This is a genomic window from Streptomyces sp. NPDC045846 (genome assembly GCF_056431605.1).
Genome location: NZ_JBWKKJ010000002.1, coordinates 421,170 through 447,331, shown reverse-complemented (window position 1 = coordinate 447,331; position 26,162 = coordinate 421,170). Strand labels below are relative to the sequence as shown.

The following is a 26,162-nucleotide window of genomic DNA, read 5'->3' as shown; positions in this document are numbered from 1 at the left end:
ATGGGGCGACCTAGCATGCCGCCACGGGACCGCTTTGCCGAACCACTCGGAGTCGCCCCACCATGAAACCTCGCCATCCGTTCACCCCGCACCGCCCGCGCCGGGCTCCGGCGCGGGGCCGCCCGGCCCGCAAGGGCGGGCTCTCCGCGGCCGCACTGGGCGTCGTCGCCCTGCTCATACCGCCGCTGGCGCTCCTCTCCCCCGCAGGACTGCGCGCCGCGCTCGACTTCACCGCCGGCGTCCTGTCGCTGGTCTCGCTCACCGCGTCCGTGGCCTGGGGCCTGCTCGCCACCGACCGGCTGTTCCTCACCCCGCGTCACCGTCTGATGGCGCAGGCCGTGCACCGCGCGACCGCCATCGCCTCGATCGGGTTCCTCCTGCTGCACGTCACCGTCAAGATCGCGCTCGGCCATGTCGGCCTGCTCGGCGCGGTGGTCCCGTTCGGGCTCGGCATCACCGGCGCGTCCGGCCTGATCGGCTTCGGCTCGCTCGCCGGGATCCTGATGGTCCTGACGGCCGTCACGGGCGCGATGCGCAGCGCGTTCGCCACCCCGGGGCGGGTCGCGGCCCGCTGGCGGGCGGTGCACATGCTCGCCTATCCGGCCTGGTGCTCGGCCCTGGTCCACGGCCTGTACGCGGGGCGGCCGCCGGCCGGGTGGGTGGTCGCGATGTACGCCCTGAGCCTGGCGGGAGTGGCGAGCGCGCTGGCCGTACGCGCGCTGCCCCGGCCGGTGAAGCGCAGGATCACCGACCGGTTCGCGGCGCTGCGGCCCGGCCCGCAGAACGAGCCCGCCGAACCGGCCGTGCCGCCGCGCCCGGCCGAGCCGCCCTCCTACGCGGCGTACGAGGCGCCGCCCTCTCATGAGGCCTCGCCCGAACTCCCCGACGCGGCGCGGCAGTTCCCGGAGAGCCACGCCCTGTACGAGCCCCCGCACGAGGCACTGCCCCGCTACCGCCCCGCCCCCGAGCGGGAGGTCCGTGGCGACGCGGGCATCTCGGCGGCCTACCGCGCGGTATCGCTGGCCCCGCCCGCGCCCCCGGCCCCCCGGTGGCCCGCGCCCTCGCCGCGCCCGCCCGAGCCTCTGCCGGCCCCCGCGCCGACCGCTCCCTACCAGCCGCCGGCCGCGGGCGAGCCCTGGCCCTCCCAGCCGGGCTCCGCCTTTGGAGAACGCCCGTGACGGTGCCCGCGACAGCAGGAGTACGACCATGAACACGCCCCTCCCCGACGTCCCTGAGGTCCGCGTCGTCGGCCTGCCCCAACTGACCGCCGGCTTCGACCTCGTCGAGCGGCTGGCCCTGCCGATGCACCTCAAGGTGCACGGCCCCCTCAAGCCGGTCGACGGCGAACGCCTGGCCCAGCTCTGCGACGACATCGCCCTCACGGGCCGCGGCGGCGCGGGTTTCCCCTTCGGCCGCAAACTCCGCGCGGTCGCCTCCGCGGCGATCCGGCGCGGGATACGCCCGGTCGTCGTGGTCAACGCGAGCGAGGGCGAGCCCGCCTGCCGCAAGGACACCGTCCTGGTGTGCCGGGCCCCCCATCTCGTCCTGGACGGCGCGCTGCTGGCCGCCGAGGCGCTCGGCGCGCGCACCCTGGTCGTCGCCGTGACGCGTGATTCCACTCAGGCGTCCGTACGGGCCGCCTTCGCCGAGCGCGGCCTCACCGACAAACGGAGCTCCCCGCTGCGCGCCCGGGTGGTGCGCACCCCCGAGCGGATGGTGTCCGGCGAGGCCTCCGCGGTGATCCGGGCGATCGACGGCGGCCCCGCCCTGCCGCCGGGGCGCCGCGAGCGGGCCGCAGAGTCGGGGGTCGGCGGCGCCCCGACGCTGCTCTCCAACGCCGAGACCTTCGCCCAGCTCGCCGTGGCCGCCCGGCTGGGCCCGCGCCGCTTCTGCAACACCGGCGAGCCGGCCGAGCCGGGCACCGTCCTGCTCACCCTGTCCGGGGCGGTCGAGCGCCCGATGGTCGTCGAGGTTCCCACCGGGGTGCCGCTGCGCTACGTCCTGCAGCTGGCCGGGGCGCCGTCACTGCCCCAGGGCGTGCTGACCGGCGGCTATCACGGCAGCTGGCTGAATTCCGTGGCCGCTCATGACGCGGCCGTCTCGCGGGCCTCGCTCTCGGCGCTCGGCGGCGCTCTGGGGGCGGGCGCGATCCTGCCGATCGGGCCGGGGACCTGCGCACTCGGGGAAGCGCTCAGGGTCGCCAACTGGCTGGCGGCCGAGACGGCGGGCCAGTGCGGCCCGTGCAGGCTGGGTCTGCCGGCGGCGGCGGGCGGCCTTGCCGACCTGCTGCACGGCGGGGGCCCGGCCGCCCTGGAAGCGCTGCGCGAGGTGACGCAGGCCGTGAAGGGCCGCGGCGCCTGCAAGCATCCGGACGGCTCGGCGCGGTTCCTCGCCTCGACGCTGGCGGCGTTCACGGACGATCTTGCGGCGCACGTGCTGGCCGGGGGCTGCGGCCGGCCGACGGCGGGCGTGCTGCCGCTGCCCGGGCCCGGCTACCAGGAGGAGGGCGTTCCGAGCGGCGAGAAGGTGGTGGTCGACTGGACGCTGTGCGAGGGCCACGGGCTCTGCGCGGACATCGTGCCGGAGCTGATCGGCCTCGGCCCGGACGGCTATCCGCTCGTCGCGGACGCCACGGTGCCGATGCATCTGCGGGGGCGCGCGCAGCGAGCCGTGCGCCGCTGTCCCGCACTGGCGCTCCGGATCGAGCAGGCCCCGGCCGCACTCCCCCAGATCACCCGCAAGGCCCTGGACAGTGGCCGCAGTTGACCGTTTCCGACCGTAACGGCGCCCCAGGGACGAGGCGCAGGCCTTAGAGGGGAGCCACGACAAGAAGGCGGGCCATCCGAATCGGATGGCCCGCCTTCTTCACTGTGGAGCTAAGGAGAATTGAACTCCTGACCTCCTGCATGCCATGCAGGCGCTCTACCAACTGAGCTATAGCCCCTTGTTTTCCCGCCGCCCGGTTTCCCGCGGCGACATCGAGAACATTACACGGTCACCCCGGTGGTTCACCAAATCGGTTTCCGTTCTGTACGAAGAAGGACGGTAACGTCCACCTTCGTGACCGTGAAGGTGCTCGCGCACACCGCTGCCCGCCGCCCCGTCCCGCCCGCCGCCCTCGTCTGCCTGCTCTCCTTCGCCGTGTTCTGGGCCGCTCAGCGGGCCGCCGGGGTCTCGATGATCGACCTGCTGGTCTACCGGGCGGAGGGCCAGACCGTACGGGCCGGGGCGGACCTCTACGCGATGCGCGCGACCGGGGCCGGGCTGGCCACCACCTACCCGCCGTTCGCGGCGCTGCTGTTCACCCCGCTCACCCTGCCCGGCGTTCCGGTGCTGCGGGCCCTGGCGACCGCCATCAACCTGGGGCTGCTGATCGCCCTGGCCGAGCTGTCGCTGCGGCTCGCGGGCCGGCCGCGCCCCGGCGCGGCGCTGTGGATCGCCGCGCTCGCCGTGTGGTGCGAGCCGGTGTGGACCACCTTGCGCTACGGCCAGATCAACCTCCTGCTCGCCGTCGCGGTGCTCTGGGACTTCACCCGCCGGCCGGGCCACCGCTGGGCGGGCACCGGCGTCGGGCTCGCCGCCGCGCTGAAACTCACCCCCGCCCTGTTCGCGCTGTTCCTGCTGATCACCGCTGTCGTACGGGCGAGGAACGGCGGCGGCCCCGCGCTCGGCATGGCTCTGCGGGCCGTCGCGGTGTTCTGCGCCGCCACGGCCGCGGCCGCGGTCGCCCTGCCTCACGACTCGTGGCGCTTCTGGACGTCGATGGTGTTCGAGGCGGGCCGGGTGGGCCACGCCGAGGACACCGCCAACCAGTCGCTGCGCGGAGTGCTGGCCCGGCTGCTGCACACCGGCGACCCCGGCCCCTGGTGGGCGGTGGTGGCGGCCGTGACCGCGGCGCTGGGCCTCGCCGTCGCCGTACGCGCCGAACTGCGCGGCCTGCGGGCGTGGGCGGTGGCGGCCTGCGCGGTGACCGCGCTCCTGGTGAGCCCCGTCTCCTGGTCGCACCACTGGGTGTGGTGTGTCCCGGTGGTGGTGCTGCTGGCCGCGGAACGCTCGCGCTGGGCGCTGCTGGGCGCGGTCTTCTGCTCGTACGCGCTGTGGTGGGTTCCGCACGGCACCCACCGGCCCGAACTCGCCCAGAGCGGCGGACAGATGGCGCTCTCGGCGCTCTATCCGCTGGCCGGCGCGGTGTTCCTGGTGCTGGCGGCGGTCAGGCCGTGGCGAAGGAGTAGAACCGCTTCAGCGTGCAGTGCGCCTCCAGGAGGCGGCCGTAGATGGGCTCTCCTTCGAGTTCCCGATACGTCTCGATCGGGTCGCCCTTTATGACCAGTGCCCTGGCGCATTCCTCGCACCAGTACTGGTAGTCGGTGTTGACCGGATCCATGTCCCTGACGATGGGCGTACCGCTGCCGCACCAGTCACATTTCCGCCTGTGTGCACCCATGTTCAGCTCCAGCTGTGGCCGCAGGCCGTACACACGTAGGACACGCCGCCGTTGTCACCGAGCATCTGGGCGACGTGCGCCGATCCGCAGGAGGGACAGCTCAGGCGGGCGCCGGACGAGACGGCTTCGGGCCCGCCGGGCGGTTCCGGGAATTCTTCGCGACTCGCGGGCATCGCGCACTCCCTCCCGTTCGGTCCGTCGTCCCCCTCCGGCCGTCCCGATTCTGCCATGTCCTCGCAAGGGGGTCAGTGCTGTCACCGTAGGAGACCGGCCACGCCGGGCCGCCGCACGCGGCGCACAACAAGAAGATCCCGCCCCCACGAGGGGACGGGATCCGATTGTGGAGCTAAGGAGAATTGAACTCCTGACCTCCTGCATGCCATGCAGGCGCTCTACCAACTGAGCTATAGCCCCGCTGTTCGCTTCGTTTCCGCTTCTTCGGCGGTCCCGCGCTGCGAACAAGAAGAACTCTAGCCTGTGACCTGCCGGAAAGTGAAATCCGGCTGCCACCGCCCCTGAGCAGGGGTTAGTCGTCGTCTCCGAGGACCGGCTCGGGGAGCGTTCCGGCGTTGTGCTCGAGCAGGCGCCAGCCGCGCGCGCCCTCACCGAGGACGGACCAGCAGCAGTTGGTGAGCCCGCCAAGGCCCTCCCAGTGGTGCGCCTCCAGGCCGAGCAGACGGCCGATGGTGGTGCGGATGGTGCCGCCGTGGCTGACGACGACGAGGGTGCCGCCGTCGGGCAGCTTGTCGGCGTGGCGCAGCACGACGGGAGCGGCCCGGTCGGCGACCTCGGTCTCCAGCTCGCCGCCGCCCCGGCGCACGGCCTCGCCGCGCTTCCACGCCGCGTACTGCTCGCCGTACCGGGCGACGATCTCCTCGTGCGTGAGCCCCTGCCAGGCGCCCGCGTACGTCTCGCGCAGGGCCGAGTCGTGCTCGACCGGCAGGCCGGTCACGGCCGCCAGCTCGGCGGCGGTGGCGGCGGCCCGCCGCAGGTCGGAGGCGACGATCGCGTCGGGCTTCAGTGCGGCCAGCAGGCGGGCGGCGCGGTGCGCCTGCCCGATGCCGGTCTCGGTCAGCTCGATGTCCGTGGAGCCCTGGAAGCGGCGCTCCAGGTTCCAGGCCGTCTGGCCGTGCCGCCACAGGACTATCCGGCGGCCCCGGCCGCCCTTGGTGGTTCCGTTCAGCTCAGCTCACCGTCCGCTTCGTCGGCCCCGGTCAGCGCGGCGTGCTCGGCCGCCTTGCCCCGGGTCTTCATGGCGTCCTCGGGCAGCGGGAGCTCGGGGCAGTCCTTCCACAGGCGCTCCAGGGCGTAGAAGACGCGCTCCTCGCTGTGCTGGACGTGCACGACGATGTCGACGTAGTCCAGCAGGATCCAGCGGGCGTCGCGGTCGCCCTCGCGGCGCACCGGCTTGGCGCCGAGCTCCTTGTTCAGCCGCTCCTCGATCTCGTCGACGATCGACTTGACCTGGCGGTCGTTGGGCGCGGAGGCGAGCAGGAAGGCGTCGGTGATCGACAGCACGTCGCTGACGTCGTACGCGATGATGTCGTGCGCGAGCCGGTCGGCGGCCGCCTGGGCGGCGGCGGTGATGAGCTCGATGGAACGGTCCGTGGCGGTCACAAGCAGGCTTTCGTCGGCGGTCAGATCCAATCGGATCGATTTCCAGGATCTCACGGACCGCCGACAGCCCCGAAAGGATTACGTCCGGGCCGTCACTGCGGCGCCTTGTAGTCCTTGCCGATGACGACCGACACGTCGGCGTTGGCGGCCGCCTTGCCCTGCTTGACCGCGCTGTCGGGCAGGCCGAGGGTCTTGGCGACCTCGACCGCCTTCGCCTTCTGCGCCGCGTCCGCGTACAGGACCTGCGAGGTGGCCTCCGTACCGCCGCTTCCGGCGTCGACGAACGCGTAGCCGCCGTTGATCAGGGCGACCCGTACGGCCTCGGTCGTCTTCGGGTTGCCGGTGGCGTTCTTCACGCCCACCCGCACCGCCGACCCCTGGTCGGCCCCTCCGCCGCCGAGCCGGCCGCCCAGGACGTCCTTGACCACGCTGTCGGTGGCCTGCTGGCTGAGCGTGCCGTCGGGCTGCACGGGAAGGACCGCCGTCTTGTACGCGCCGATCTTGGCGTGCTCGGCGAGCTTGGCCAGGGAGGCCCCGAGGTCGCCCTCGGGCAGCGACGGGTCGAGGATCTGCGCGAGCGTCTGGACGGTGATCGTGGCCGCCTTCGGATCGTCGGAGATCTTGCGCAGCACGCCGTACATCACCGCGCCGAACCGCTGGAGCTGCTTGACCTCGGGCTCGCCGGGGGCGCGGTAGGTGGCGTAGGCGACGGCCATCTGACCGGAGAGCGTCTGGTCGTCGCCCTGCTTGACCAGCGGGTCGCCGCCCTGCTTGGGGCCGGGGACGTCCGTGTCCGTACTGATGTCGATGTTCCCGACGAGGTCGACGAGGTTTTCCAGGTACGGGGTGTCCAGGCGCCAGGTTCCGGTGATCTTGGCGCCGAGGAGGGTGGAGATCGACTCGCGGGTGCCCTGCGAGCCGTCCGTGTCCACCGACTTGCCCAGGGTGGTGCGGCTGCCGTCGTCGTTGGACAGGGCCAGCGTGTTGGGCAGCAGCACCGTGGTGCCCTGCTTCGTGGTCACGTTGTTGACGAGGAGCGCCGTGGAGGTGCCGCCCGCCTTGGTGTTGTGCAGGTGCACCACGATCACGTCGCGCTTCTGCGCACCGACCGCGGTCGCGCCGCCCTTCTTCGCGTCCGAGGAGGACGAGAGCCCGGGCAGCTTGCCCGCGAACCAGAGGTAGCCCACGCCGCCGGCCACCACCACGGCGAGCGCCACGACGAGCGCGACGACGCGGTTGCGGCCGCGCCGCTTGGCCTCCTCGCGGCGCTCGCTGCGGCTCTCGGTGAACTTGAGCCAGTCGATGACGTCCTCGGAGTCCTCGTCGGGCTCCTCGATGAACGAGAACTGCTCGGTGCGGTAGTCGCGTTCGGCGCCCTCGGCGTGCTCGTCCCTGCGCTGCTGCGGCAGCACGGGCGCGCCCTGCGGCTCCGCGACGGGGGCCGGCTCCGGGGGCGCCTGGACGGGCTGCTGCTGCGCGCCGCCGTAGTCGTGCCCGTAGTCCTGCTGCGCGAACTGCTGGGTCTGCTGCGGCTGTTGGGGCCCTTGCTGCGGCTGCTGCGCGTACGGGTCGTACGTCGACTGCTGCGGCACGTACGCCTGGTCGTACCCGTACCCCTGCTGCTGTTGCTGCTGGGGTTCCTGGGGCTGGGCGTAGGGGTCGTAGGCCTGCTGCTGCGGCTGGACCTGCTGGTACACCGGCCGGCCGTACTCGTCGTACCCGACCAGCTGCACCTGGGGCGCGTACGGGTCGTACTGGCGGTCGTTCACCGATGGCCTTCTCTCACTCGCCGACGTACAGGCGGTACGGCTGGTCTCACTCGCCGCGATACAGCTGGCGCTTGTCGATGTAGCGGACCACACCGTCGGGAACCAGATACCAGACCGGGTCCCCCTGCGCGACCCTCGCCCGGCAGTCCGTCGACGAGATCGCCAGAGCGGGCACCTCGACCAGCGAGACCCCGCCCTCGGGCAGCCCGTCGTCGGTCAGGACGTGACCGGGCCGGGTCACGCCGATGAAGTGGGCCAGCGAGAACAGTTCCTCGGCGTCGCGCCAGGTCAGGATCTGGCCGAGCGCGTCGGCGCCGGTGATGAAGAAGAGGTCCGCGTCGCTGTTGCGCTCGCGCAGGTCCCGCAGGGTGTCGATGGTGTACGTCGCGCCGCCGCGGTCGATGTCGATGCGGCTGACGGAGAACTGCGGGTTGGACGCGGTGGCGATGACCGTCATGAGATAGCGGTCCTCGGCCGGTGAGACCAGCTTGTGGCTCTTCTGCCACGGCTGCCCGGTCGGTACGAACACGACCTCGTCCAGATGGAACTGCGAGGCCACCTCGCTGGCGGCCACGAGGTGTCCGTGATGGATCGGATCAAACGTTCCGCCCATCACGCCGATGCGTCGCTTCACCGGACCGGTAGGCACTTCCTGCTCTCCCATGCGTGCAGAGCCTACTGGCCCGGCTTGCGGCCCCGACTCAGCGGTCGCGGTTGAAGCGGGTGGTGATCCAGAGCAGCAGGAGCAGGGCGACCAGCGCGCCGCCGCCCGTCATCCAGGGCTGCAGGCTTTCGTGGTTGCCGCCCCCGTGCTCGGCGCCTTCGGCGAGCGAGACCAGGTTGGCGGCGGTGCTGTGGAGGCTCATCTTCGGCAGGACCTATCCGGGAGTCGGGGCGGAGACTTCGCCCACATCGTATGCGGGCGGTCCGGGCACGCTCACGCCGACTCAGTCGTTCTTGTTGTCGTCACCGCCGTTCGAGCGGTATCCGCGCAGCAGGAACCAGGCCAGCAGGGCCGCTCCGACCATGGAGCCGAGCAGCAGGATCCGCAACAGCGCGCCCGGCCCCTGGCCGGAAGCGGCAGCGAGAACGGTGACGACGTCCGGCATGGCAGGTCTCCTCGAAAGTTATCCACAGGCCCCCGGGCCACGGTATCGCCACCACCTAATGTGGATGTCGTCAGGGGGACGAGCCGACGACTCGAACGACAGGGGGCACCCATGACCGAGGACATCAACGACACCGTGCCGAGCAGGCAACGGCGCAGGTTCCCCGGGATCTCCTCCCGGGCCTACGAGCACCCCGCGGACCGCTCGGCGCTGGTCGCGCTGCGCAAGCTGTCGGGGTTCGACACGGTCTTCAAGGCCCTCAGCGGGCTGCTGCCCGAGCGCAGCCTCAGACTGCTCTTCCTGTCGGACTCGGTGCGGGTGGGCGACGCCCAGTTCGCGCACCTCAACGACATGCTGCGGGACGCCTGTTACATCCTGGACCTGGAGAAGGTCCCCCCGATGTACGTCACGCAGAACCCGCAGCCGAACGCGATGTGCATCGGGCTCGACGAGCCGATCATCGTGGTGACGACGGGCCTGGTCGAGCTGCTCGACGAGGAGGAGATGCGCGCGGTCGTCGGCCACGAGGTGGGCCACGCCCTCTCCGGCCACTCCGTGTACCGCACGATCCTGCTCTTCCTCACCAATCTCGCGCTGAAGGTCGCCTGGATCCCGCTGGGCAACGTCGCGATCATGGCGATCGTCACGGCGCTGCGCGAGTGGTTCCGCAAGTCGGAGCTGTCCGCGGACCGGGCGGGCCTGCTGGTGGGCCAGGATCTGCAGGCCTCGATGCGGGGGCTGATGAAGATAGCCGGTGGCAACCACCTGCACGAGATGAACGTGGACGCGTTCCTGGAGCAGGCCGAGGAGTACGAGGCCGGAGGCGACCTGCGCGACTCCGTGCTGAAGATCCTCAACGTGCTGCCCCGCTCCCACCCGTTCACCACGGTGCGCGCGGCCGAGCTGAAGAAGTGGGCGCAGACCCGCGACTACCAGCGGATCATGGACGGCCACTACCCGCGCCGCGACGAGGACGGGGACACCTCGGTCACCGACTCCTTCCGGGAGTCCGCGGCCTCGTACGCCGACGCGGTCAAGAGCAGCAAGGACCCGCTCATGAAGCTGGTCGGCGACATCGCAGGCGGCACGGCGGACCTGGGCGGCAAGCTGCGCGACAAGTTCACGGGCGCGGGCCCGCGCCCGTCGGACAAGGCCTCCGGCCCGGACGCGGAGCCGACCGACGGCAAGCCGGAGCAGAACGGCAAGGGGGAGGGCTGAGAAGAGGCCTGAGGAGGGGGAGGGCGGACCGGATCAACCGGGGGTGGTCGAAGGCTGGGCGCCCGCGGCCAGGGTGCCGCAGAGGGCTTCCGGAGCGGGACCGATCGCGTACGGGTCGGTGCCGGCCGGGCCCTGGGCGCTCGCCCGCTCACCCGCCAGGAGCGGCCGCAGCAGGCCCGCCACGTCGGCCGAGCAGGCCTGCGGACCGGCCTCGACAGTGCTGGCCTGCAGTTCCGTACGGTTGAGCCGCAGGTCCTCGCGGTCCAGCCGGAAGTGCAGCTCACGGCGGACGGTGAACAGGGAGGCGTCGGTGGTGTGGGGTCCGTTCCCGACCGGGTGCAGGGCGTACACGAACACGTAGTCGGTGGCGACGTCGAGCGCGTCAGGTCCGGACTCCGCGTAGCTCATCGAGCCCTGGACCCTGATCCGGGGATCGGCCAGGGCCACCTTGGTCGGATCGAAGCGCACCAGCCAGCCGGTCGCGGCGTGCCGGCCGTCGTCGACCGGGGTGGCCACGCTCTGGTCGAACTGGGCCATCAGATCGGGGTCGAGCAGCACCCGGATCTGGTGGACCGGGCCGCCGGAGAGCACGTCCGGGTCCAGGGACGACTTGACCAGGTAGTCCTTGGCGATGGACAGGGCGTTCATCACCTGGGCCTCGGAGAAGTGGGCGGTCTTGGTCACCGAGGGCAGGTTGATGCCGGAGCCCCCGGTGCGGAACTGGGCGGCCGGGCTGTGCGAGAAGAGCTGCTCCGCGTCGCCGCCCGGCACCGGGCCCTGCGGAGCGAGCGGAATCACGGTCATCCGCAGCGGCTCGGGGTGGCTGGTGGGCGGCGGGTCGTAGGGGTGCCGGATGCCCATGTAGATGGCGGTGCTGAAGGCTATGAGCAGCAGCAGGACCAACGCGACGGCGGGTTTGGAGGATGCCCTGAGGGACCAGCTGGGACGGGACCGTACGGCCCGGGCGTGCTCGCGCATGCGCTCCTGGGCGGAGAACTCCTGGAGGCGGGCAGCACGGACGAACGATTCGTCGAAGACGACGGACCGGTACTCGTCGTCACCACCGCCGGGGAGGCCCTCCGGTGTCCCCTCGGGTGGCTCTCCGCGCCCTGCCATACCTTCAGGGTAGGTCTGGTGAGGGAAAGGTAAACGCGCTGGTACACGACAACTTCTGACGAGTTCCTACGGGGATCTACAGATGCTGTTCAGGGGGGCGGGGCGGGTGGGGTGGGGGCGGGGGGGGAGGAGCCCCCACCCCGTCGACCGCAAGCTTCAACCCCACCCCCAAGCCCTCCCGCCCTCCCCCACAAAACCCCCGACCACCACCCCACCCGACCGCCCCCTAAGGCACCCGTGGTGCCGCCGGGACCGGTGGGGCGTCGTAGTCGGCCGAGGTCGAGGCGGAGGGGGTGGCGGGGGTTTCGGGGGCGGCCCCGAGGGGCGGGCCCAGGCCGCCGGAGCCGCCGGGAGCGGCGGCGGTGCCGGGGCCTGCCGCGTTGGTGGGGTTGTCGACGTTGCTGGTGGCGGGGGGCGGGGCCTTGTCCTCGTGGTCGGACGTGGCGCCCCGGTAGACGGCCGAGAAGGCCAGGGCGATCATGCCGATCCCCATGACGACGGCGAGGAGCCAGGCGACGGGGCGGTGCCAGCGGGCGCGGCCGCGGTAGGGGCGCAGGACGCCGCCGTGGCGGCCGTAGGGGCCCGCTTCGGCTCCGCCGGGCAGGCGGGGGCCGCCGAGGTCGTCCGGGTCGCGGCCGGGGTGGTAGGGATCGTGGTCGTCGTAGAGGTCGTCGTCGGGGGCTCCGCCGCCCGCGCGGGCGCGGGCGGCCTCCGCCTCGGCGCGGGCCTGGGCGGCGGCGAGCAGGCGCTCGACGGCGCTCGGCTCGTGGATCTCGGCGGCTCGTACGAAGTCCTCGTCGAACACCACGGAGGCGAAGTCATCGTCCGCGCCCCCGCGGTCGTCGTCGGGCTCCCAGCCGTCAGGGAACGGCCCGCCCCCTACGTCGTCCGGCACGCGTTCAGCGTAGCCCGGGGCGGTCGTTTTGGGCAGGGAGTGGCCGAACTCGCCCCCTTCTACGGGGAGTTGCGTGCGGTTACCGGATGTGACCGTCGCCGGTCACGATGTACTTCGTCGAGGTCAGCTCGGGCAGTCCCATGGGGCCGCGGGCGTGCAGCTTCTGGGTGGAGATGCCGATCTCGGCGCCGAATCCGAACTGGCCGCCGTCGGTGAACCGGGTGGAGGCGTTGACGGCGACGGTGGTGGAGTCGACCAGCTGGGTGAAGCGGCGGGCCGCGGCCTGGGAGGTGGTGACGATGGCCTCGGTGTGGCCGGAGGTCCACCGGCGGATGTGGGCGACGGCGGCGTCGAGGGATTCGACCACGGCGGCGGCGATGTCGTACGAGAGGTACTCGGTCTCCCAGTCCTCGGCGGTGGCTTCGACGACGGTGGCCTTGGCGGCGTCGGCGTACGCGCGCACCCGCTCGTCGGCGTGGACGGTGACGCCGGCCTCGGCGAGCGCGTCCAGGGCGCGGGGCAGGAAGGCGTCCGCGATGTCCTGGTGGACGAGGAGGGTCTCGGCGGAGTTGCAGACCGAGGGGCGCTGCGCCTTGGAGTTGATCAGGATGTCGACGGCCATGTCGAGGTCGGCCTGGGCGTCGACGTAGACGTGGCAGTTGCCGGTGCCGGTCTCGATGACGGGGACGGTGGATTCCTCGACGACGGTGCGGATGAGGGAGGCGCCGCCGCGCGGGATGAGGACGTCCACGAGGCCGCGGGCGCGCATGAGTTCGCGGACCGAGTCGCGGGATTCGCCGGGGACGAGCTGGACGGCGTCGGCGGGCAGGCCCGCGGCGCCGACGGCGTCGCGCACCACGTTCACCAGCGCCGTGTTGGAGGCGTAGGCGGAGGAGGAGCCGCGCAGCAGGACGGCGTTGCCGGACTTGAGGCAGAGGGCGGCGGCGTCCACGGTGACGTTGGGCCGGGCTTCGTAGATGATGCCGACGACGCCGAGCGGGACGCGGATCTGCCGGAGGTCGATGCCGTTGGGCAGGGTGGAGCCGCGGACGACTTCGCCGACGGGGTCGGGCAGGGCGGCCACGTCGCGCACGTCGGAGGCGATGGCGCGGATCCGGTCGGGGGTGAGGGTGAGCCGGTCGATGACGGTCTCGCTGGTTCCGGCTTCGCGGGCCTTGGCGACGTCCACGGCGTTGGCCTCGACGATCTCGGCGGTCCGTGCTTCGAGGGCGTCGGCGATGGCGAGCAGCGCCTCGTCCTTGGCGGCGCGCGGAAGTGGCGCGATCTCGGCGGCCGCGGCGCGGGCCCGGTGGGCGGTCCGGGTGACCGGGGACATGTCGTCGGACGGGGTGGCCGGGGAGGGCGAGGAGAGCGAAACCATGTCCGCAGACTAATGGGCGGCGGGTGGCCGTCCGGCCCCTGTTCCGCTCCCCGAGACGGTGCCGGGGAGCGGGGTCAGAAAGGGTGGACGCCGACGGGGGCGGCCGGTGGCGGGCCGTATCCCTCGGCGAGTCGCTGGTGGTAGGTGCCGCGGTCGATCACTTCGAGGCCGACGATCTCCCAGGGCGGCAGTTTGGCGGTGGAGCGGTGTTCGCCCCACAGGCGCAGCGCGACGGCGGCCGCGTCGTGCAGGTCGCGGGCCTCTTCCCAGTAGCGGATCTCGGCGTGGTCGTTGGCGTACCTGCTGGTCAGCAGGAACGGGTGGTCGTGGGCGAGCTGTTCGAGCCCGCGGCGGACCTCTTTCAGCGGGGCCTCGGCTCCGGACACGCTCAGCGTGATGTGCCACAGCCTGGGGGTGTCCCCGGGCTTTTCGGGTACCTCTCTCCGTTCGACGTCGGCCCCCGTCCCCACACTGGTCAGGGTCCGCTCAGCCGTCGTCCCTCGGGGCGCCTCCCCCGGGCGCGCTCGTCTCACCGGCGGCCTCCTGTGCTGCTGTGTGCGATGCGGTGCGGTACTGCGCGGGTTGCCGTCCCGCGCGTACCCACGCTTCAAAGTTGACCAGCCCGAGGCCGGGCGCGGGGTGGTTTTCCTGAAGGTGTCTGTCTTATGGCTGGACTTTCAGCCGTTTCAGGGGTGCAGGACGACCAGATCGTCCCTGTGTACGACTTCGCGCTCGTAGCCGGGGCCGAGTTCCTTGGCGAGGTCGTGGGTGGAGCGGCCGAGGAGCTGGGGGATCTCCTTGGCGTCGAAGTTGACGAGGCCGCGGGCGACGGCGCGGCCCTGGGGGTCGCGCAGTTCGACGGGGTCGCCGGCGGCGAACTCGCCCTCGACGGCGGCGATTCCGGCGGGGAGGAGGGATTTGTGGCCTTCGACGATGGCGTGTACCGCTCCGTCGTCGAGGACGAGGGCGCCTTGGGGGGTGGAGGCGTGGGCGAGCCACAGGAGGCGGTCGGCGGAGCGGCGGCCGGTGCGGTGGAAGTGGGTGCCGGTGGCGCGTCCGGCGAGGGCGTCGGCGGCCTGGCTGGCGGAGGTGAGGACGACGGGGATGCCGGCGGCGGCGGCGATGCGGGCGGCTTCGACCTTGGTGACCATGCCGCCGGTGCCGACGCCGGCCTTGCCGGCGCTGCCGATCTGTACGTGGGCGATGTCGGCCGGGCCGCGGACTTCGTCGATGCGTGAGGTGCCGGGTTTGGCGGGGTCGCCGTCGTAGAGGCCGTCGACGTCGGAGAGCAGGACGAGGAGGTCGGCGCGGACGAGGTGGGCGACGAGGGCGGCGAGCCGGTCGTTGTCGCCGAAGCGGATCTCGTCGGTGGCGACGGTGTCGTTCTCGTTGACGACGGGGAGGGCGCCCATGGCCAGGAGTTGGTCGAGGGTGCGGTAGGCGTTGCGGTAGTGGGCGCGGCGGCTGGTGTCGTCGGTGGTGAGCAGGACCTGTCCGACGCGTACGCCGTAGCGGGCGAAGGAGGCGGTGTAGCGGGCGACGAGGAGGCCTTGGCCGACGCTGGCGGCGGCTTGCTGGCGGGCGAGGTCTGTGGGGCGGCGGCGCAGGCCGAGTGGGGCGAGGCCGGCGGCGATGGCGCCGGAGGACACCAGGACGATCTCCTTCTCGCCGCCGCTGCGCGCCTTGGCGAGCACGTCCACGAGGGCGTCGACGCGGTCGGCGTCGAGGCCGCCGGAGGCGGTGGTGAGTGAGGAGGAGCCGATTTTGACTACGATTCTGCGGGCCTGCGCCACCTGCTGCCTTGCCACTGTCACACGGTGAAATCTATGTCAGGACGGGTGTCGGGCGCTTGGAAGTTCCAATCGGCGGACAGCCTCACCGTGACCGAGCAGAGAACCTTTAAGTTCGACAAAGTACGAAAACTGGGGAAGTGATGGCTCGATGGGGTGCTGAAGCCCACACGTCCGTACCTTGCTGTTTCGTACCAGCCGGGCAAATTTAGCGTCTGAAGTGAAACCTCCGCAGCCGCTTGGCCCTCCCTTCTGATGACCAGTCGAACAACTCCATGGTGGGTGCGGGGCGGGGCTCGGCTCACATGGACGCAACAAGGAGCGTGCCGGATGCCGTCGTCGCCGTCTCGTAGACGTCTGTTGCAAGCCGCCGGGGGCGGACTTGTGGCGGCGCCTCTTGCCTACGGAGGATGGCAGTGGCTGGCACCGCGGGGCGGTTCGGGGGTGCAGGGGCCGTCCGCCGGGACGACCACGGGGAAGCCTGCGTCCGCCGGGTCCGACCAGGCGTATCTGCATGTGATCGCGCATGCCGACGACGGCATCTACTTCATGAATCCGGATCTGGAGCAGTCGATCCGCAGCGGCGCCCTGTCGGTGACGGTGTGCATGACCAGTGGCGAGTCGGACGGCCGCAACGCGGCGCCCAAGAGTCCGCAGTTCAAGTCGTTGCCGACGGACCGGCCGGGCTTCGCGCGGGCCCGGATCAACGGGCTGCGGGCCGCCCACGCGCTGATGGCGACGGGCGACGACAACAGCCCGTGGTCGGTGGAGCCGGTGGAGCTGCTGCCGGGGTTCCGCTCGGAGCTGCACTACTTGCAGGCGGCTCCGCACTGCCAGTTGATCTACATGGGGTTGTGCGAGGCGCGCTATGTGAGCGTGCCGCGTCCGGTGAGCATGCGGGGTCTGTGGCTGGGCGCGATCGATCAGCTGCCGACGCTGCCGGGTACGGGCAGCACGGTGCGGATGCCGCGCGCCTATACGCGTGACCAGCTCACGGACGCGCTGGTGGCCGCGATCGCGCGGGTCAATCCCACGGTGATACGGACCCTCGACCCGACTCCCCTGCACGCTCCGCGCGAGACGGTGGCGATGATGAGCGCGCCGACGATACTGCGCGGGCTGAGCTATCTGGACCACCAGGACCACACCGCGTCGGCCCGTTTCATGCAGGCGGCGATGGAGCGGTACTGGGGCGCGGGCAAGGGCCGTGCCGCGTCGGTGACCAACTACTTCGGCTATCCGACGAACTACACGCCGCCGTCCCTGGACGCGGCGACCACCCGGCGTACCGCGCAGCTCCTGAACGCGTACGGCTGGGTGGACCACCGGGACTGCGGTGACCCGTCGGGCTGCGGCGACCTGAAGGTGGGCCCGAACGGGCTGAAGGCGGGCGGGGCCGGCTGGGCGCGTGGCACGCGGACCCGCACGCCGGGGACCTCGCGCTGGATCGCGCCGCTGAAGGACGGGCGGCTGGCGGCGTTCTCGGTGCTGAACGGCGCGGTGCGCTGCTGGGTGGAGCGGGCCGCGGGCAAGGGTCCGTGGGCGGGGCCGTTCGACGTGGTGGGCAGCGCGGGTTCGCCGCTGGATCCGCAGGTGGAGGTGGTGCGCCACGCGGACGGAACGCTTCAGCTGTTCGCGACGCGTACGGTCCTGCCGTTCAAGGGGCAGAAGCACCACAAGGAGCTGGTGTGCGTCCTGCAGAGCGGGATGGGCGCCGACGGGGTGCCGAGGTTCGGCGCGTGGAGTTCGCTCGGTACTCCGGACGCGGCGCCCGACAAGTCGCTGGAGACGGGTTTCCCGGCGACCGCGCTGGCGCCCGACGGCACGGTGCACGTGCTGGCGCGGAACTGGGCGGGCGATGTGGCGCTGCGCAGCGGCCGGGGCGGCAAGGACTGGGGGCCGTGGCAGCTCCTGGACCACCCGCCGGGCAAGCAGCCGCCGCATCCGCTGGTGGTGGAGGGGATCGACGCGCTGGTGGACCCGTCGGGCCGGCTGCATGTGGCGGCTCCCGTCGCCAAGACGGTGCTGCACTGGGTGTCGCCGTCGCCGGGTGAGGTGCCGAAGCTGTCGGCGCCGACGGGTCTGACGCCGTCGGGCAGCGCGGTGAGCCTGGTCGCGGACGGCAAGGGCGGCGCGTCGGCCGTCTACCGGCAGGCGGGCACGGCCCAGGTGGCGGTCGCCTCGCCGGGTGGTCCCGGTGGTGCGTGGACGGTGGCGCGGCGTACTCCGGCGGGCGGCTACGGCCGGGTCGCGGCGTACCGGCTGAGCGGGAACGGCGGCACGCTGGTGCTGGCGGCCCGGGACGACGGGGGCCGGGTGGTTCCGTCGTCGCAGGAGTCGGAGCAGGCGGCGGGCTGGGAGAGCCCGGGGGTGCAGTTCGTGGGGATACCGGGCGCGGCGCAGGACTCCTCGGGGCGGGCCGTGCTCGCGGTGATCGGCACGGACGGCCAGTTGTACGCGTCCCGTCAGACCAGGCCGGGTGCCCGGTTCGGCGAGTGGGCGCCGGCGGTGAAGGAGAGCGCGGGCAGCCGCGTCTAGCGGGCATGCGGAAGGGGCGGACACCGATGGTGTCCGCCCCTTCCGTGTTCTCGCGGCGCGGGTGCCCGCTACTTGACCGGTATCTTCGGCGCGACCGGGACGGACTCGCCCGCCTCCCGGTGTCCCGGCACCAGGATCTTGCGGGACAGCACGTAGGTGAACGGGATCGCCACCACGGCGGCGACCAGGGGGGCGATCGTCTTGTTCATCCCGACCCAGTGCACCAGGGCGAACAGGCCCGCGCTCTGCACCACGAAGTTGGTGACGTTGGTGAGCGGGAAGAGCAGGAACTTCTTCCAGGTCGGTTTGGTGCGGTAGGTGAAGTAGGTGTTGAGGAAGAACGAGCCGACCATGCTGAGCAGGAAGGCGATGGTGTACGCCACGAAGTACGGCAGGTGCGCGAGGTGCAGCAGCGGCCAGTAGAAGGCGTAGAAGGTGCAGGTGTTGACGCCGCCGACGAAGCCGAAGCGGATCACCTGACCGAGCTGACTGGGCATCAGACCACCTTGTGGGGCTGGTCGTTGCGCCGCACCTCGCGGCGCTCGACGCCCTCGCGCTCGCCGGGGAAGCCGTGCGCCTCCTTGACCAGGAAGTGCGGGCGGCGCTTGGTCTCGTAGTAGATGCGGCCGATGTACTCGCCGATCAGGCCCAGCATCACCATCTGCACGCCGCCGAGGCCGACGATGATCGCGACGAGGGTGGTGTAGCCCGGCTGGCCGGGGCCGTTGGTGATGGCGTCGATGACGATCCACAGCGCGTAGGCGGCGCCGATCCCGGCCAGGACCATGCCGAGCCAGATCGCGATGCGCAGCGGACGGTTGTTGAAGGAGATCAGGCCGTCCATGCCGTAGTTCAGCAGGGAGCCGAACTTCCACTTGGTCTCGCCGGCCTCGCGCTGCGCGTTCTGGTAGTCGAAGGTGACGGTGTCGAAGCCGATCCAGGAGAACAGGCCCTTGGAGAAGCGGTTGTACTCGCCGAGCGAGAGCAGCGCGTCCACGGCGGGCCGGGACAGCATGCGGAAGTCGCCGACACCGTCGGTGAGTTCGACGTCGACCCACTTGTTGACCGCGCGGTAGTAGATGCGGCTCAGGGCGGAGCGGACCTTCTTGTCGCCTTCGCGGGTGCGGCGGGCGATGATCTGGTCGTGGCCCAGCTGGTAGAGGTCGAGCATCCGCTCGATGAGCTCCGGCGGGTGCTGGAGGTCGGCGTCCATGATGACCACGGCGTCGCCGGTGGCTTCGCGCAGCCCGGCGAGCATGCCGGCCTCCTTGCCGAAGTTGCGGCTGAAGGAGACGTAGCGGGTGGCGTCGGGGTACTTCTCGGCGAGCGCCCGCAGGTGCACGAGCGTCTTGTCGCGGCTGCCGTCGTCCACGTAGCAGATCTCGTACTCGATCGCGAGGGTGTCGAGCACGCTGCGGGTCTTGGCGTCGAATTGGTCGATGACCGCTTCTTCGTTGTAACAGGGGACGACGACCGACAGCTTCATCATCAGTGCTTTCCAGTAGAGGAGCGGCAGGTGCGGGTGCGGAGCGCCCCACCGATGGCGACAGCGAGCAGGGTGGCGAGTGCCAGACCGCTCACCGCCAGTCCGGACTTCAGCCCGGGAGTATGGTACGAGCAGGCGACGCGGGAGCCACTCCCGGCCAGTTCCACGGCGATCAGCCCACCGAGCGTACCGGGGGTTCGCGCCGCCCGGCCGTCCGCCCGGCACTGCCAGCCGTCGACGGCGGGAACCGCGATGACGGCCGTGCCGGTGGCGCCGGGGCGGAAGTCCGCTTCGATGGAGTGGCCGCCGGCCGTGATGCGGGCCGGGCCGGTGGCCTTCAGTGCGTCGACCACCTTGTCGAGTGTCCCACGCTGGTAGCAGCCGATGGGGGTGCGGGGAATGTCCTGGGCCCGGTCGGAGGTGAACGTCACCGTGAAGGCGCCGCCGCCGGGGACGTCGGCCAGGGCGAGCACGCCGGGGTTGGCCATGGGGCGCACGGGCTCGGGGCGCAGGGCGACGCCGAGCGCGCGGACGGTGCCGGAGTACCAGGGCGCGTACAGCTGGGCCGTGCTGCCGGGGGCGCACCGGGCGGTGAAGGTGCTGGTCCCGGCGGGCAGGTGCAGGGTGGTGCCCGTGCCGGGCGTGAGCTGTGGCGTGGTGTAGAGGGGAGCGCCGAGCACGCGGTCGCGGCGGGCGAACAGGGAGGCGTCGGGGGTCGCCGAGTCCAGGGGTGTGCCGGGCGGGCGCAGTGTGACCAGCGGCGGGGCGGGCTCGGTGACCTGGACGAATCCGTGCGGCGCGGTGGCCGAGCTCTCCAGGTGGCTGCCGATGCCCATGATCGCGCGGCCCACGGGGTCGGTGAAGGACAGCAGGTGGCGCCCGCCGATCTCCCAGCCGGCGCCGAGGTCGTGCAGGGTGCTCGCGGTCCGGGCGGGCACGTAGCTGCTGTAGTACGAGCCGCCCTGGCCGCCCAGGAGCATCGGGTCGTTGTCGGCGAACTCGTGCCGGCCGGGGTCGCTGCGTCCGGTGGGCCAGGTGTCGTGGGCGCGTACGGCGGAGCGGGCGGCCAGCGCGTCTGCGTCCAGGGTGGTCCGGGGCTGCCAGAAGCTCTGCCGGTCGCGGATGTCGCTGGTGGACCAGGCGGCGCCCGTCGTTCCGAGCAGGACGACGGCGGCCAGCGCGCACAGGAGCGGGGTGCGCGGTCCGCGGCGGTGCAGCAGCCACAGCAGTGCGCCCGACGCGGCGAGCCCGGCCAGGGTGAGGATCCAGGTGGCCGCGGACATGTACGCGCTGGTGCTCGCGGTGGCGAGCAGGGCCAGCAGCAGGCCGGCGCCCAGCAGGAGCTCGCGGGGGCCCGGGCCGTGCGCCAGGGCGAGCCAGGCGATGGCGATCAGGATCGCGGTCAGCGCCAGGGCGGCGCGGAAGGGGCTGCCGTTGGGCATGGCGAGGCCGTGCCAGACCAGGACGGTCGGCTGCCAGGTGTAGGAGAGGGCGACGAGGACGGCCAGCGTGCACCAGGCGGCGCGCTCGCGGCGGGCCACCGTGCGCAGGAAGGGGAAGGTGAGCACGAGGAGCAGGGCCAGGATGCCGACGCAGGCCCGGGGCGCGCTCGTGAAGTAGCCGCCGGGCAGCAGGTGGGCCACGTAGTCGCGGGCGTCGGGCGCCCCGTCCCAGGCGGCGTCGGGTGAGGGCTGGGTGGCGCGGCTGGCCAGGTAGGGGACGGTGACGACGGGTCCGGCGAGCAGGACACCGGTGACGATCATGCCGGTGGCGCGCAGCAGGGCCCGGCCGCGTTCGCGCGGCGGGCGCGCGTCCAGGAGGAGCCGTACCAGCAGGACCAGGCCCATGCCGAGGGTGGCCATGGCGGCGGTGTAGAAGTTTCCGGCCCAGCAGGCGGTGACCAGGAGGGTGCCGGCCACCCAGCGGCGCCGGTGCAGCGCCCAGTCGGTGGCGATGCCGATGAGGGGGCAGGAGAGGAGGCCCCACATCCACATGGGGTCGGACCAGCCGTCGAACGTCACCCAGCCGCTCATCCCGTAGCCGACGGCGAGGATCGCCCGCGGCCAGGGCGGCCCGGGGCGCAGCCGGCCGAGGAAGACCGTCATCAGGGCGGTGCCCGCGCCGATGCTGAGCAGCGTGACCAGGAAGACGCCGAGCTCCAGGCCGTCGCGGGGGAAGAGCGCGACGAGCCAGGAGAAGGGGTTCATCAGATAGGTGAGGAAGTCGGCGAGGAAAGGGACGCCGTAGCCGCTGTCCCAGTTGAAGAGGAGGTCGCCGCCGCCCTGCCCGTGCAGGAGGTCCCACAGGTGGGCGTGGAAGGGCACGAACTGGTTGCCGAGGTCGTTGACGGCCCGCGAGCGCCCGCCGAAGGGGTAGGTCCCGCGCAGCGCCGTGGCCAGGCAGTACGCGCCCATCGCGGCGAGCGCGGCGGCGGCGGGTGCGACCCGGGCAGCGCGGGATGCGGCCCGTGCGGTGCGGGGTTCCGCGCTGCCCGGGTCGCGGGCCGGGCGGGGCAAGGTCTTCAGCACCCCGGCTCCCTGGTGCGTTCGGTTCGGTTCTCCACGCTTCTCCCTATAGAGGGGTGGGGCCTCGCGGGGGTTGCCTTCGCGCCACACATTCGGGTGACACACCGCGAGGGCCCTGACGATGCCCTATGTGCCGGGCGGCCGGGCGCGGCCGGGCGGCTGCACGGCACGTCACGAATACCAGGTAGCGTTGAAGCGCCTGCGAGTAGAACAAGTGGATTGAGGTGCCAGTGCCTGACGTCTCCGTGATCGTCATCGTCTACAACGACGCAGATCGCCTGCCGACGGCTGTCCAATCGGTCTTGGACCAGACGCTGAACAGCGTCGAGGTCCTGATCGTCGACGACTGCAGCACCGACAGCTCCTTCGAGGTCGCACGGGCCCTGGAAGCCTCCCACGCCGGCCGGGTGCGCGCCTTCCAGCTGCCCGAGAACAGCGGCGCCGGCGGCGAGCCGCGCAACGTGGGCATCGGCCACGCCACGGGCCGCTACATCATGTTCCTGGACAGCGACGACGTGCTGGAGCACAACGCCTGCCGGAACCTCCTCGAGGCCGCGGAACAGACGCAGGCAGACATCGTTTCCGGCCTTTGTGTACGCCTCACGCAGGGCACCCGCACCACGAAGCGCACCGAGTGGTACCCGTGGCTCTACCGGACCACGCGCACCCTGGACTCGATCACCGAGCTCCCCGACCTGTTCGTGTGGGACACCCTCTCCACCAACAAGTGCTACCGCCGCGACTTCCTCCTCGACAACGACCTGCGCTTCCCCAAGGGCATGTTCTACGAGGACCTGATGTTCATCGCCGAGGCCTACCTCGCCGCGAACCGCATCACCCTCATCCCCAACCAGGTCTACTTCTGGAACGTGCACGAGAAGGCGGCCGTGAAGTCGGTCACCAACCGGCGCCACGAGATGACCAACTACGAGCACCGGCTGGAGATCCACCGCCGGATCGAGGCGCTCCTGGAGGACAACGACCTGCACGGGCTGCGGCTCGCCAAGGACGTCAAGTTCCTCAAGCACGACCTGGTCCTGCACCTGCGGGACCTGCCGCACCGTGACGAGGAGTACCGGGCGGAGTTCGCCGAGCTGTCGCGCGAGTACCTGGCGGACCTCTCGCCCGAGGCGTACGACAGCGTGCTGCCCATCCAGGCGATCTGCTCCTACCTGCTCCAGCGGGGCGACTGGGCCAACCTGCTGCCCGCCGTGGACGCGCTGATCCGCCGCAACACCGTGACGTCGCCGCTGATCGAGCGCGACGGCCGGATCTACTGGTGCGGCGAGCACCTCGACACCGCCGACGGCCGCAAGTTCCTGGACGTGACGGAGCTCGGCTACCACACCCGCCCGCTGACCCAGCTGGCGCTCGGCAACCGTCTGACCTCGTACGCGGACGACGGGCGCGGCAAGGTGCGGCTCGGCGGCTCGGTCGTCAATCCGCTGGGCCGCGTCCGGCCCGACGCCAAGCTGAGCGGCACCCTGGAGTTCCGGGCCCGCCGCGCCAGTCTCCAGTCCTTCAGGTTCCCGCTGTCGTCGCTGAAGCACGCGGGCCAGACGCTCGACTGGACGGCCGAGGCCGACCTGGCCCGCAAGCTGCGGCCGCTCGGCATCATCGACGTGGTCTGGGACGTGTGGGTCAACCTGAGCGTCGACGGCGAGAGCGTGCCGACGCGGCTCGGCGCCGGCCGCATCGAGCTGGAGAACGCGCGCCCGCTGCGCATCCGGCCGCGGCTGACCCGTCTGGTCGCCGACCGCCTGGTGCCGGAGATCTCCGCCAAGGGCAACCTGTCCTACCTGCTGACGGCCGAGGGCCAGGCCTCCGTCCGCACCCAGGAGCTGATCGGCGAGGCGCTCCAGAGCAAGGCCGCCTCGCTGGCCAAGAAGGGCCTGCGCAAGGCCCGCAAGGCCAAGAAGGACCTCAACTCGGGCGAAACCAAGATCCGCGTCTACCACGAGGTGTTCTCCAAGCTGCCGATCCGCAAGGGTCTGGTGGTCTTCGAGAGCCACATGGGCAAGCAGTACAGCGACAGCCCGAAGGCGATCTACGAGGAGATGCGCCGCCGGGGCGTGCAGTTCGAGGCGGTGTGGTCCTACGACGGCGCCAAGCCGACCGGCTTCCCCAAGGACGCGACCCTGGTCAAGCGGTGGAGCTACCCGTATCTGCGGGCGCTGGCGCAGGCCGAGTTCTGGGTCGACAACCAGGGCTTCCCGATGAAGCTGACCAAGCGGCCCGGCACCACGTACATCCAGACCTGGCACGGCAGCGCGCTCAAGCGGATGGGCTTCGACGTGCCGCAGATGAAGCTGCTGAACCGGGCGGGCCAGGCCCACCACCAGAAGGTCCTGGACCGCTTCGACCACTTCCTGATCCGCTCCGAGCACGATGTGCGCACCCTGGCCAGCGGCTTCCGGCTGCGCGACGAGGTGCTGCTGCGCGTCGGCTACCCGCGCAACGACGCCCTGGTGGCGGCGCGCGAGCAGGAGAGGGAGAGCGGCGAGCGGGTGCGCGGCCCGATCGCCGAGCAGCTCGGCATCGCCGCCGACAAGACGGTGCTGCTGTACGCGCCGACGTTCCGGGCCTCGGAGTCGGGCGCCGTCAAGAAGTTCGAACTGCCCTTTGACGTCGAGGAGTTCGCGGAGCGCTTCGGCGACCGGTACACCCTTCTGATCCGCTCGCACTACCTGAACCAGGTGGTCCTGCCGCCCTCGGTGCGCGGCAAGGTCATCGACGTCTCGCAGGGCCACGACATCACGCCGCTGCTGGCCCTGGCCGACGGTCTCATCACCGACTATTCGTCCCTGATGTTCGACTATGCTCTGCTCGACCGTCCCATGATCTTCTTCGCGTACGACTACGAGGAGTACGCGAACGAGACCCGCGGCACCTACTTCGATCTGCGGGACAAGGCGCCCGGCCCGGTCGTGGCCACCGAGAGCGAGCTGTTCGCGACGGTGGACGGCCTCAAGGCCGCGGACACCGACTTCGCCGGGGCCCGCGAGCGGTTCGCCACCGAGTTCGGCGAGTACGACAAGGGCACCGCGGCCCAGCAGATCGTCTCCAAGTTCTTCACTCCCGGGAGCGGTAAGTGACTGAAGTGACCGCCACGGACGGCGGCCGTGACATCTTCCTCGTCTCCAACGCCGTCAACGAGCTGGGCGGCGTGACCACCTGGTCGCACCAGATGGCCCGCCTGTTCGTGGAGCGCGGCAACCGGGTCCACGTCATCGGCATCACCCCGCCGTCGGTCCCGTTCGAGCTGGACGACGACCTGCCGTACGCGACGACGACGCTGTACGACGCGCACCCGCCGTCGGCCGGCCGCTCGCGCGGCATCAAGGGCAAGCTGAACGTCGCCGAGCACCGGCGCCGCGCCGCCCGCACCGCGGGCATGCACGCCCAGGCCGCGAAGATGACCCGGCTGTTCCAGCAGGCCCGGCCCGGCGCCATCGTGATCGTCACCCAGGTGTGGGCGATGGAGTGGGTGGCGCTCGCCGACACCTCGGGCCTGACCGTCATCGGCATGACCCACGAGTCGTACGAGACGTGCCGCAAGTCCTCGCGCTTCGGCCGGGTCAAGAAGTTCTACAAGGACGTCGACCGGATGCTCGCGCTGACCCGCGAGGACGCCGACCTGTGGGCGCTTCAGCGCCTGGACAACGTGGGCTTCATGCCCAACCCGCTGCCGTTCTTCCCCGAGGTGCCCTCGCCGCGCACCGAGAAGCACGTGGTCAGCATCGGCCGGCTGCACGAGGAGAAGGGCACCGACCTGCTCCTGGACGCCTGGTCCGAGGTGGCTCCGGTGCACCCTGATTGGACGCTGCGGATCTACGGCTCGGGCTCCGACGAGGAGGCGCTGCGCCGTCAGTGCACCGAGCTCGGCCTGGACGGCTCGGTGGAGTGGATGGGCCGCACCGACGACCCCGCGGGCGCGCTGCGCGACGGCTCGGTCTTCACGCTCGCCTCGCGCGGCGAGGGCTTCCCGCTGTCGCTGATGGAGTCGATGGCGACCGCCGTGCCGTGTGTCGCCTTCGACGTCGCGCCCGGCATCCACGAGATCATCCGCGACGGTGAGGACGGTCTGCTCGCCCCGCCCGGCAACACGCACGTCTTCGCCCGCCGCCTCGGCAGCCTCCTGGCCGACCAGGAGCTGCGCGACCGCCTCGGCGAGGCGGCCCGTGAGAACATCCAGCGCTACCGGACCGAGGAGATCGTCCGGCGCTGGGAGTCGCTTTTCGACCTGCTCCAGCGCTGACCGTCCCCGAGACCCC

At 71.6% G+C, this 26,162-nt stretch carries 22 protein-coding genes, 2 tRNA genes and 1 pseudogene; 7 read left to right on the top strand and 18 right to left on the bottom strand.

The window, feature by feature from the left end; genetic code table 11:
• The first annotated feature begins 62 nt into the window (after nt 1-62).
• Together AC07F3_RS06950 and AC07F3_RS06945 are read left to right on the top strand one after the other, a co-directional pair.
• Nucleotides 63-1,178 (top strand): ferric reductase-like transmembrane domain-containing protein, encoded by a 1,116-nt coding sequence (locus AC07F3_RS06950; protein WP_479111210.1) that lies wholly within the window; start codon nt 63-65, stop codon nt 1,176-1,178.
• 28 nt (nt 1,179-1,206) lie between these two features.
• Nucleotides 1,207-2,766 (top strand): NADH-ubiquinone oxidoreductase-F iron-sulfur binding region domain-containing protein, encoded by a 1,560-nt coding sequence (locus AC07F3_RS06945; protein WP_479111208.1) that lies wholly within the window; start codon nt 1,207-1,209, stop codon nt 2,764-2,766.
• Nucleotides 2,767-2,871: 105 nt separating this feature from the next.
• On the opposite strand, the gene AC07F3_RS06940 is transcribed toward AC07F3_RS06945, so the two are convergent.
• Nucleotides 2,872-2,944 (bottom strand) — tRNA-Ala (locus AC07F3_RS06940).
• 116 nt (nt 2,945-3,060) lie between these two features.
• On the opposite strand from AC07F3_RS06940, the pseudogene AC07F3_RS06935 reads away from it, so the two are divergent.
• Nucleotides 3,061-4,239, top strand: a pseudogene (locus AC07F3_RS06935) (glycosyltransferase 87 family protein); the annotation flags it as partial.
• Here AC07F3_RS06935 and AC07F3_RS06930 read toward each other — a convergent pair.
• The 9 genes from AC07F3_RS06930 to AC07F3_RS06890 form a co-directional block, all read right to left on the bottom strand.
• Nucleotides 4,211-4,444, bottom strand: a complete 234-nt coding sequence (locus AC07F3_RS06930; protein ID WP_114036878.1) for a hypothetical protein — start codon at nt 4,442-4,444, stop codon at nt 4,211-4,213. The pseudogene AC07F3_RS06935 and the gene AC07F3_RS06930 overlap by 29 nt on opposite strands.
• A 2-nt stretch (nt 4,445-4,446) precedes the next feature.
• On the bottom strand, nt 4,447-4,617 hold the full coding sequence (locus AC07F3_RS06925) for a hypothetical protein (protein ID WP_479111206.1): 171 nt from the start codon (nt 4,615-4,617) through the stop codon (nt 4,447-4,449).
• Nucleotides 4,618-4,785: 168 nt separating this feature from the next.
• Nucleotides 4,786-4,858 (bottom strand) — tRNA-Ala (locus AC07F3_RS06920).
• A gap of 112 nt (nt 4,859-4,970) precedes the next feature.
• A complete protein-coding gene (locus AC07F3_RS06915; protein WP_479111911.1) occupies nt 4,971-5,627 on the bottom strand; it encodes a histidine phosphatase family protein in 657 nt (218 codons plus the stop codon).
• Nucleotides 5,624-6,061: a ribosome silencing factor gene (gene rsfS, locus AC07F3_RS06910; RefSeq protein ID WP_479111204.1), complete on the bottom strand. Its 438-nt coding sequence runs from the start codon at nt 6,059-6,061 to the stop codon at nt 5,624-5,626. The genes AC07F3_RS06915 and rsfS overlap by 4 nt, the downstream gene beginning before the upstream one ends.
• A 92-nt stretch (nt 6,062-6,153) precedes the next feature.
• Entirely contained in the window at nt 6,154-7,830 is a 1,677-nt protein-coding gene (locus tag AC07F3_RS06905; RefSeq protein WP_479111202.1) for an LCP family protein, read from the bottom strand.
• Nucleotides 7,831-7,876: 46 nt separating this feature from the next.
• Nucleotides 7,877-8,494: a nicotinate-nucleotide adenylyltransferase gene (gene nadD / locus AC07F3_RS06900; RefSeq protein WP_100578252.1), complete on the bottom strand. Its 618-nt coding sequence runs from the start codon at nt 8,492-8,494 to the stop codon at nt 7,877-7,879.
• Between the two features lie 37 nt (nt 8,495-8,531).
• On the bottom strand, nt 8,532-8,696 hold the full coding sequence (locus AC07F3_RS06895; protein WP_189389484.1) for a hypothetical protein: 165 nt from the start codon (nt 8,694-8,696) through the stop codon (nt 8,532-8,534).
• 81 nt (nt 8,697-8,777) lie between these two features.
• Nucleotides 8,778-8,939, bottom strand: coding sequence for a hypothetical protein (locus AC07F3_RS06890; protein WP_479111200.1), 162 nt, complete (start codon nt 8,937-8,939; stop codon nt 8,778-8,780).
• Between the two features lie 111 nt (nt 8,940-9,050).
• Here AC07F3_RS06890 and AC07F3_RS06885 point away from each other — a divergent pair, with 111 nt between their 5' ends.
• Nucleotides 9,051-10,157 (top strand): M48 family metallopeptidase, encoded by a 1,107-nt coding sequence (locus AC07F3_RS06885; RefSeq protein ID WP_479111198.1) that lies wholly within the window; start codon nt 9,051-9,053, stop codon nt 10,155-10,157.
• Between the two features lie 33 nt (nt 10,158-10,190).
• On the opposite strand, the gene AC07F3_RS06880 is transcribed toward AC07F3_RS06885, so the two are convergent.
• The 5 genes from AC07F3_RS06880 to proB all read right to left on the bottom strand — a co-directional run bounded on the left by AC07F3_RS06880 (nt 10,191) and on the right by proB (nt 15,363).
• Nucleotides 10,191-11,273 (bottom strand): SCO2583 family membrane protein, encoded by a 1,083-nt coding sequence (locus AC07F3_RS06880; RefSeq protein WP_479111196.1) that lies wholly within the window; start codon nt 11,271-11,273, stop codon nt 10,191-10,193.
• 226 nt (nt 11,274-11,499) lie between these two features.
• Nucleotides 11,500-12,168, bottom strand: a complete 669-nt coding sequence (locus tag AC07F3_RS06875) for an SCO2584 family spore wall biosynthesis protein (protein ID WP_479111194.1) — start codon at nt 12,166-12,168, stop codon at nt 11,500-11,502.
• Nucleotides 12,169-12,247: 79 nt separating this feature from the next.
• Nucleotides 12,248-13,549 carry a glutamate-5-semialdehyde dehydrogenase gene (locus tag AC07F3_RS06870; RefSeq protein WP_479111192.1) on the bottom strand — a complete coding sequence of 434 codons (1,302 nt, stop codon included), beginning with the start codon at nt 13,547-13,549 and terminating at the stop codon, nt 12,248-12,250.
• A 74-nt stretch (nt 13,550-13,623) separates the two neighbouring features.
• On the bottom strand, nt 13,624-14,082 hold the full coding sequence (locus AC07F3_RS06865) for a hypothetical protein (protein WP_479111190.1): 459 nt from the start codon (nt 14,080-14,082) through the stop codon (nt 13,624-13,626).
• 153 nt (nt 14,083-14,235) lie between these two features.
• Nucleotides 14,236-15,363 carry a glutamate 5-kinase gene (gene proB, locus AC07F3_RS06860; protein ID WP_479111188.1) on the bottom strand — a complete coding sequence of 376 codons (1,128 nt, stop codon included), beginning with the start codon at nt 15,361-15,363 and terminating at the stop codon, nt 14,236-14,238.
• A 492-nt stretch (nt 15,364-15,855) separates the two neighbouring features.
• Here proB and AC07F3_RS06855 point away from each other — a divergent pair, with 492 nt between their 5' ends.
• Nucleotides 15,856-17,877: a PIG-L family deacetylase gene (locus tag AC07F3_RS06855; protein ID WP_479111186.1), complete on the top strand. Its 2,022-nt coding sequence runs from the start codon at nt 15,856-15,858 to the stop codon at nt 17,875-17,877.
• 68 nt (nt 17,878-17,945) lie between these two features.
• Here AC07F3_RS06855 and AC07F3_RS06850 read toward each other — a convergent pair whose 3' ends face one another.
• Genes AC07F3_RS06850 through AC07F3_RS06840 form a run of 3 tightly spaced genes read right to left on the bottom strand, consistent with a single transcriptional unit; the run spans nt 17,946 to nt 21,891 of the window.
• Nucleotides 17,946-18,374 (bottom strand): GtrA family protein, encoded by a 429-nt coding sequence (locus tag AC07F3_RS06850; RefSeq protein ID WP_479111184.1) that lies wholly within the window; start codon nt 18,372-18,374, stop codon nt 17,946-17,948.
• A complete protein-coding gene (locus AC07F3_RS06845) occupies nt 18,374-19,363 on the bottom strand; it encodes a glycosyltransferase family 2 protein (RefSeq protein WP_479111909.1) in 990 nt (329 codons plus the stop codon). The genes AC07F3_RS06850 and AC07F3_RS06845 overlap by 1 nt, the downstream gene beginning before the upstream one ends.
• 2 nt (nt 19,364-19,365) lie before the next feature.
• Nucleotides 19,366-21,891: a YfhO family protein gene (locus tag AC07F3_RS06840; RefSeq protein ID WP_479111182.1), complete on the bottom strand. Its 2,526-nt coding sequence runs from the start codon at nt 21,889-21,891 to the stop codon at nt 19,366-19,368.
• Nucleotides 21,892-22,112: 221 nt separating this feature from the next.
• On the opposite strand from AC07F3_RS06840, the gene AC07F3_RS06835 reads away from it, so the two are divergent.
• Nucleotides 22,113-24,983 (top strand): bifunctional glycosyltransferase/CDP-glycerol:glycerophosphate glycerophosphotransferase, encoded by a 2,871-nt coding sequence (locus AC07F3_RS06835; protein ID WP_479111180.1) that lies wholly within the window; start codon nt 22,113-22,115, stop codon nt 24,981-24,983.
• A complete protein-coding gene (locus AC07F3_RS06830) occupies nt 24,980-26,146 on the top strand; it encodes a glycosyltransferase (protein WP_479111178.1) in 1,167 nt (388 codons plus the stop codon). Before AC07F3_RS06835 ends, AC07F3_RS06830 begins: the two co-directional genes overlap by 4 nt.
• Nucleotides 26,147-26,162: the final 16 nt, after the last annotated feature.

Bases quoted from the DNA above. Each gene is read 5' to 3' on its own strand.
- AC07F3_RS06950 (WP_479111210.1), top strand. From the start codon at position 63: ATGAAACCTCGCCATCCGTTCACCCCGCACCGCCCGCGCCGGGCTCCG.
- AC07F3_RS06945 (WP_479111208.1), top strand. From the start codon at position 1,207: ATGAACACGCCCCTCCCCGACGTCCCTGAGGTCCGCGTCGTCGGCCTG.
- AC07F3_RS06930 (WP_114036878.1), bottom strand. From the start codon at position 4,444: ATGGGTGCACACAGGCGGAAATGTGACTGGTGCGGCAGCGGTACGCCC.
- AC07F3_RS06925 (WP_479111206.1), bottom strand. From the start codon at position 4,617: ATGCCCGCGAGTCGCGAAGAATTCCCGGAACCGCCCGGCGGGCCCGAA.
- nadD (WP_100578252.1), bottom strand. From the start codon at position 8,494: ATGGGAGAGCAGGAAGTGCCTACCGGTCCGGTGAAGCGACGCATCGGC.
- AC07F3_RS06895 (WP_189389484.1), bottom strand. From the start codon at position 8,696: ATGAGCCTCCACAGCACCGCCGCCAACCTGGTCTCGCTCGCCGAAGGC.
- AC07F3_RS06890 (WP_479111200.1), bottom strand. From the start codon at position 8,939: ATGCCGGACGTCGTCACCGTTCTCGCTGCCGCTTCCGGCCAGGGGCCG.
- AC07F3_RS06885 (WP_479111198.1), top strand. From the start codon at position 9,051: ATGACCGAGGACATCAACGACACCGTGCCGAGCAGGCAACGGCGCAGG.
- AC07F3_RS06880 (WP_479111196.1), bottom strand. From the start codon at position 11,273: ATGGCAGGGCGCGGAGAGCCACCCGAGGGGACACCGGAGGGCCTCCCC.
- AC07F3_RS06870 (WP_479111192.1), bottom strand. From the start codon at position 13,549: ATGGTTTCGCTCTCCTCGCCCTCCCCGGCCACCCCGTCCGACGACATG.
- AC07F3_RS06850 (WP_479111184.1), bottom strand. From the start codon at position 18,374: ATGCCCAGTCAGCTCGGTCAGGTGATCCGCTTCGGCTTCGTCGGCGGC.
- AC07F3_RS06845 (WP_479111909.1), bottom strand. From the start codon at position 19,363: ATGAAGCTGTCGGTCGTCGTCCCCTGTTACAACGAAGAAGCGGTCATC.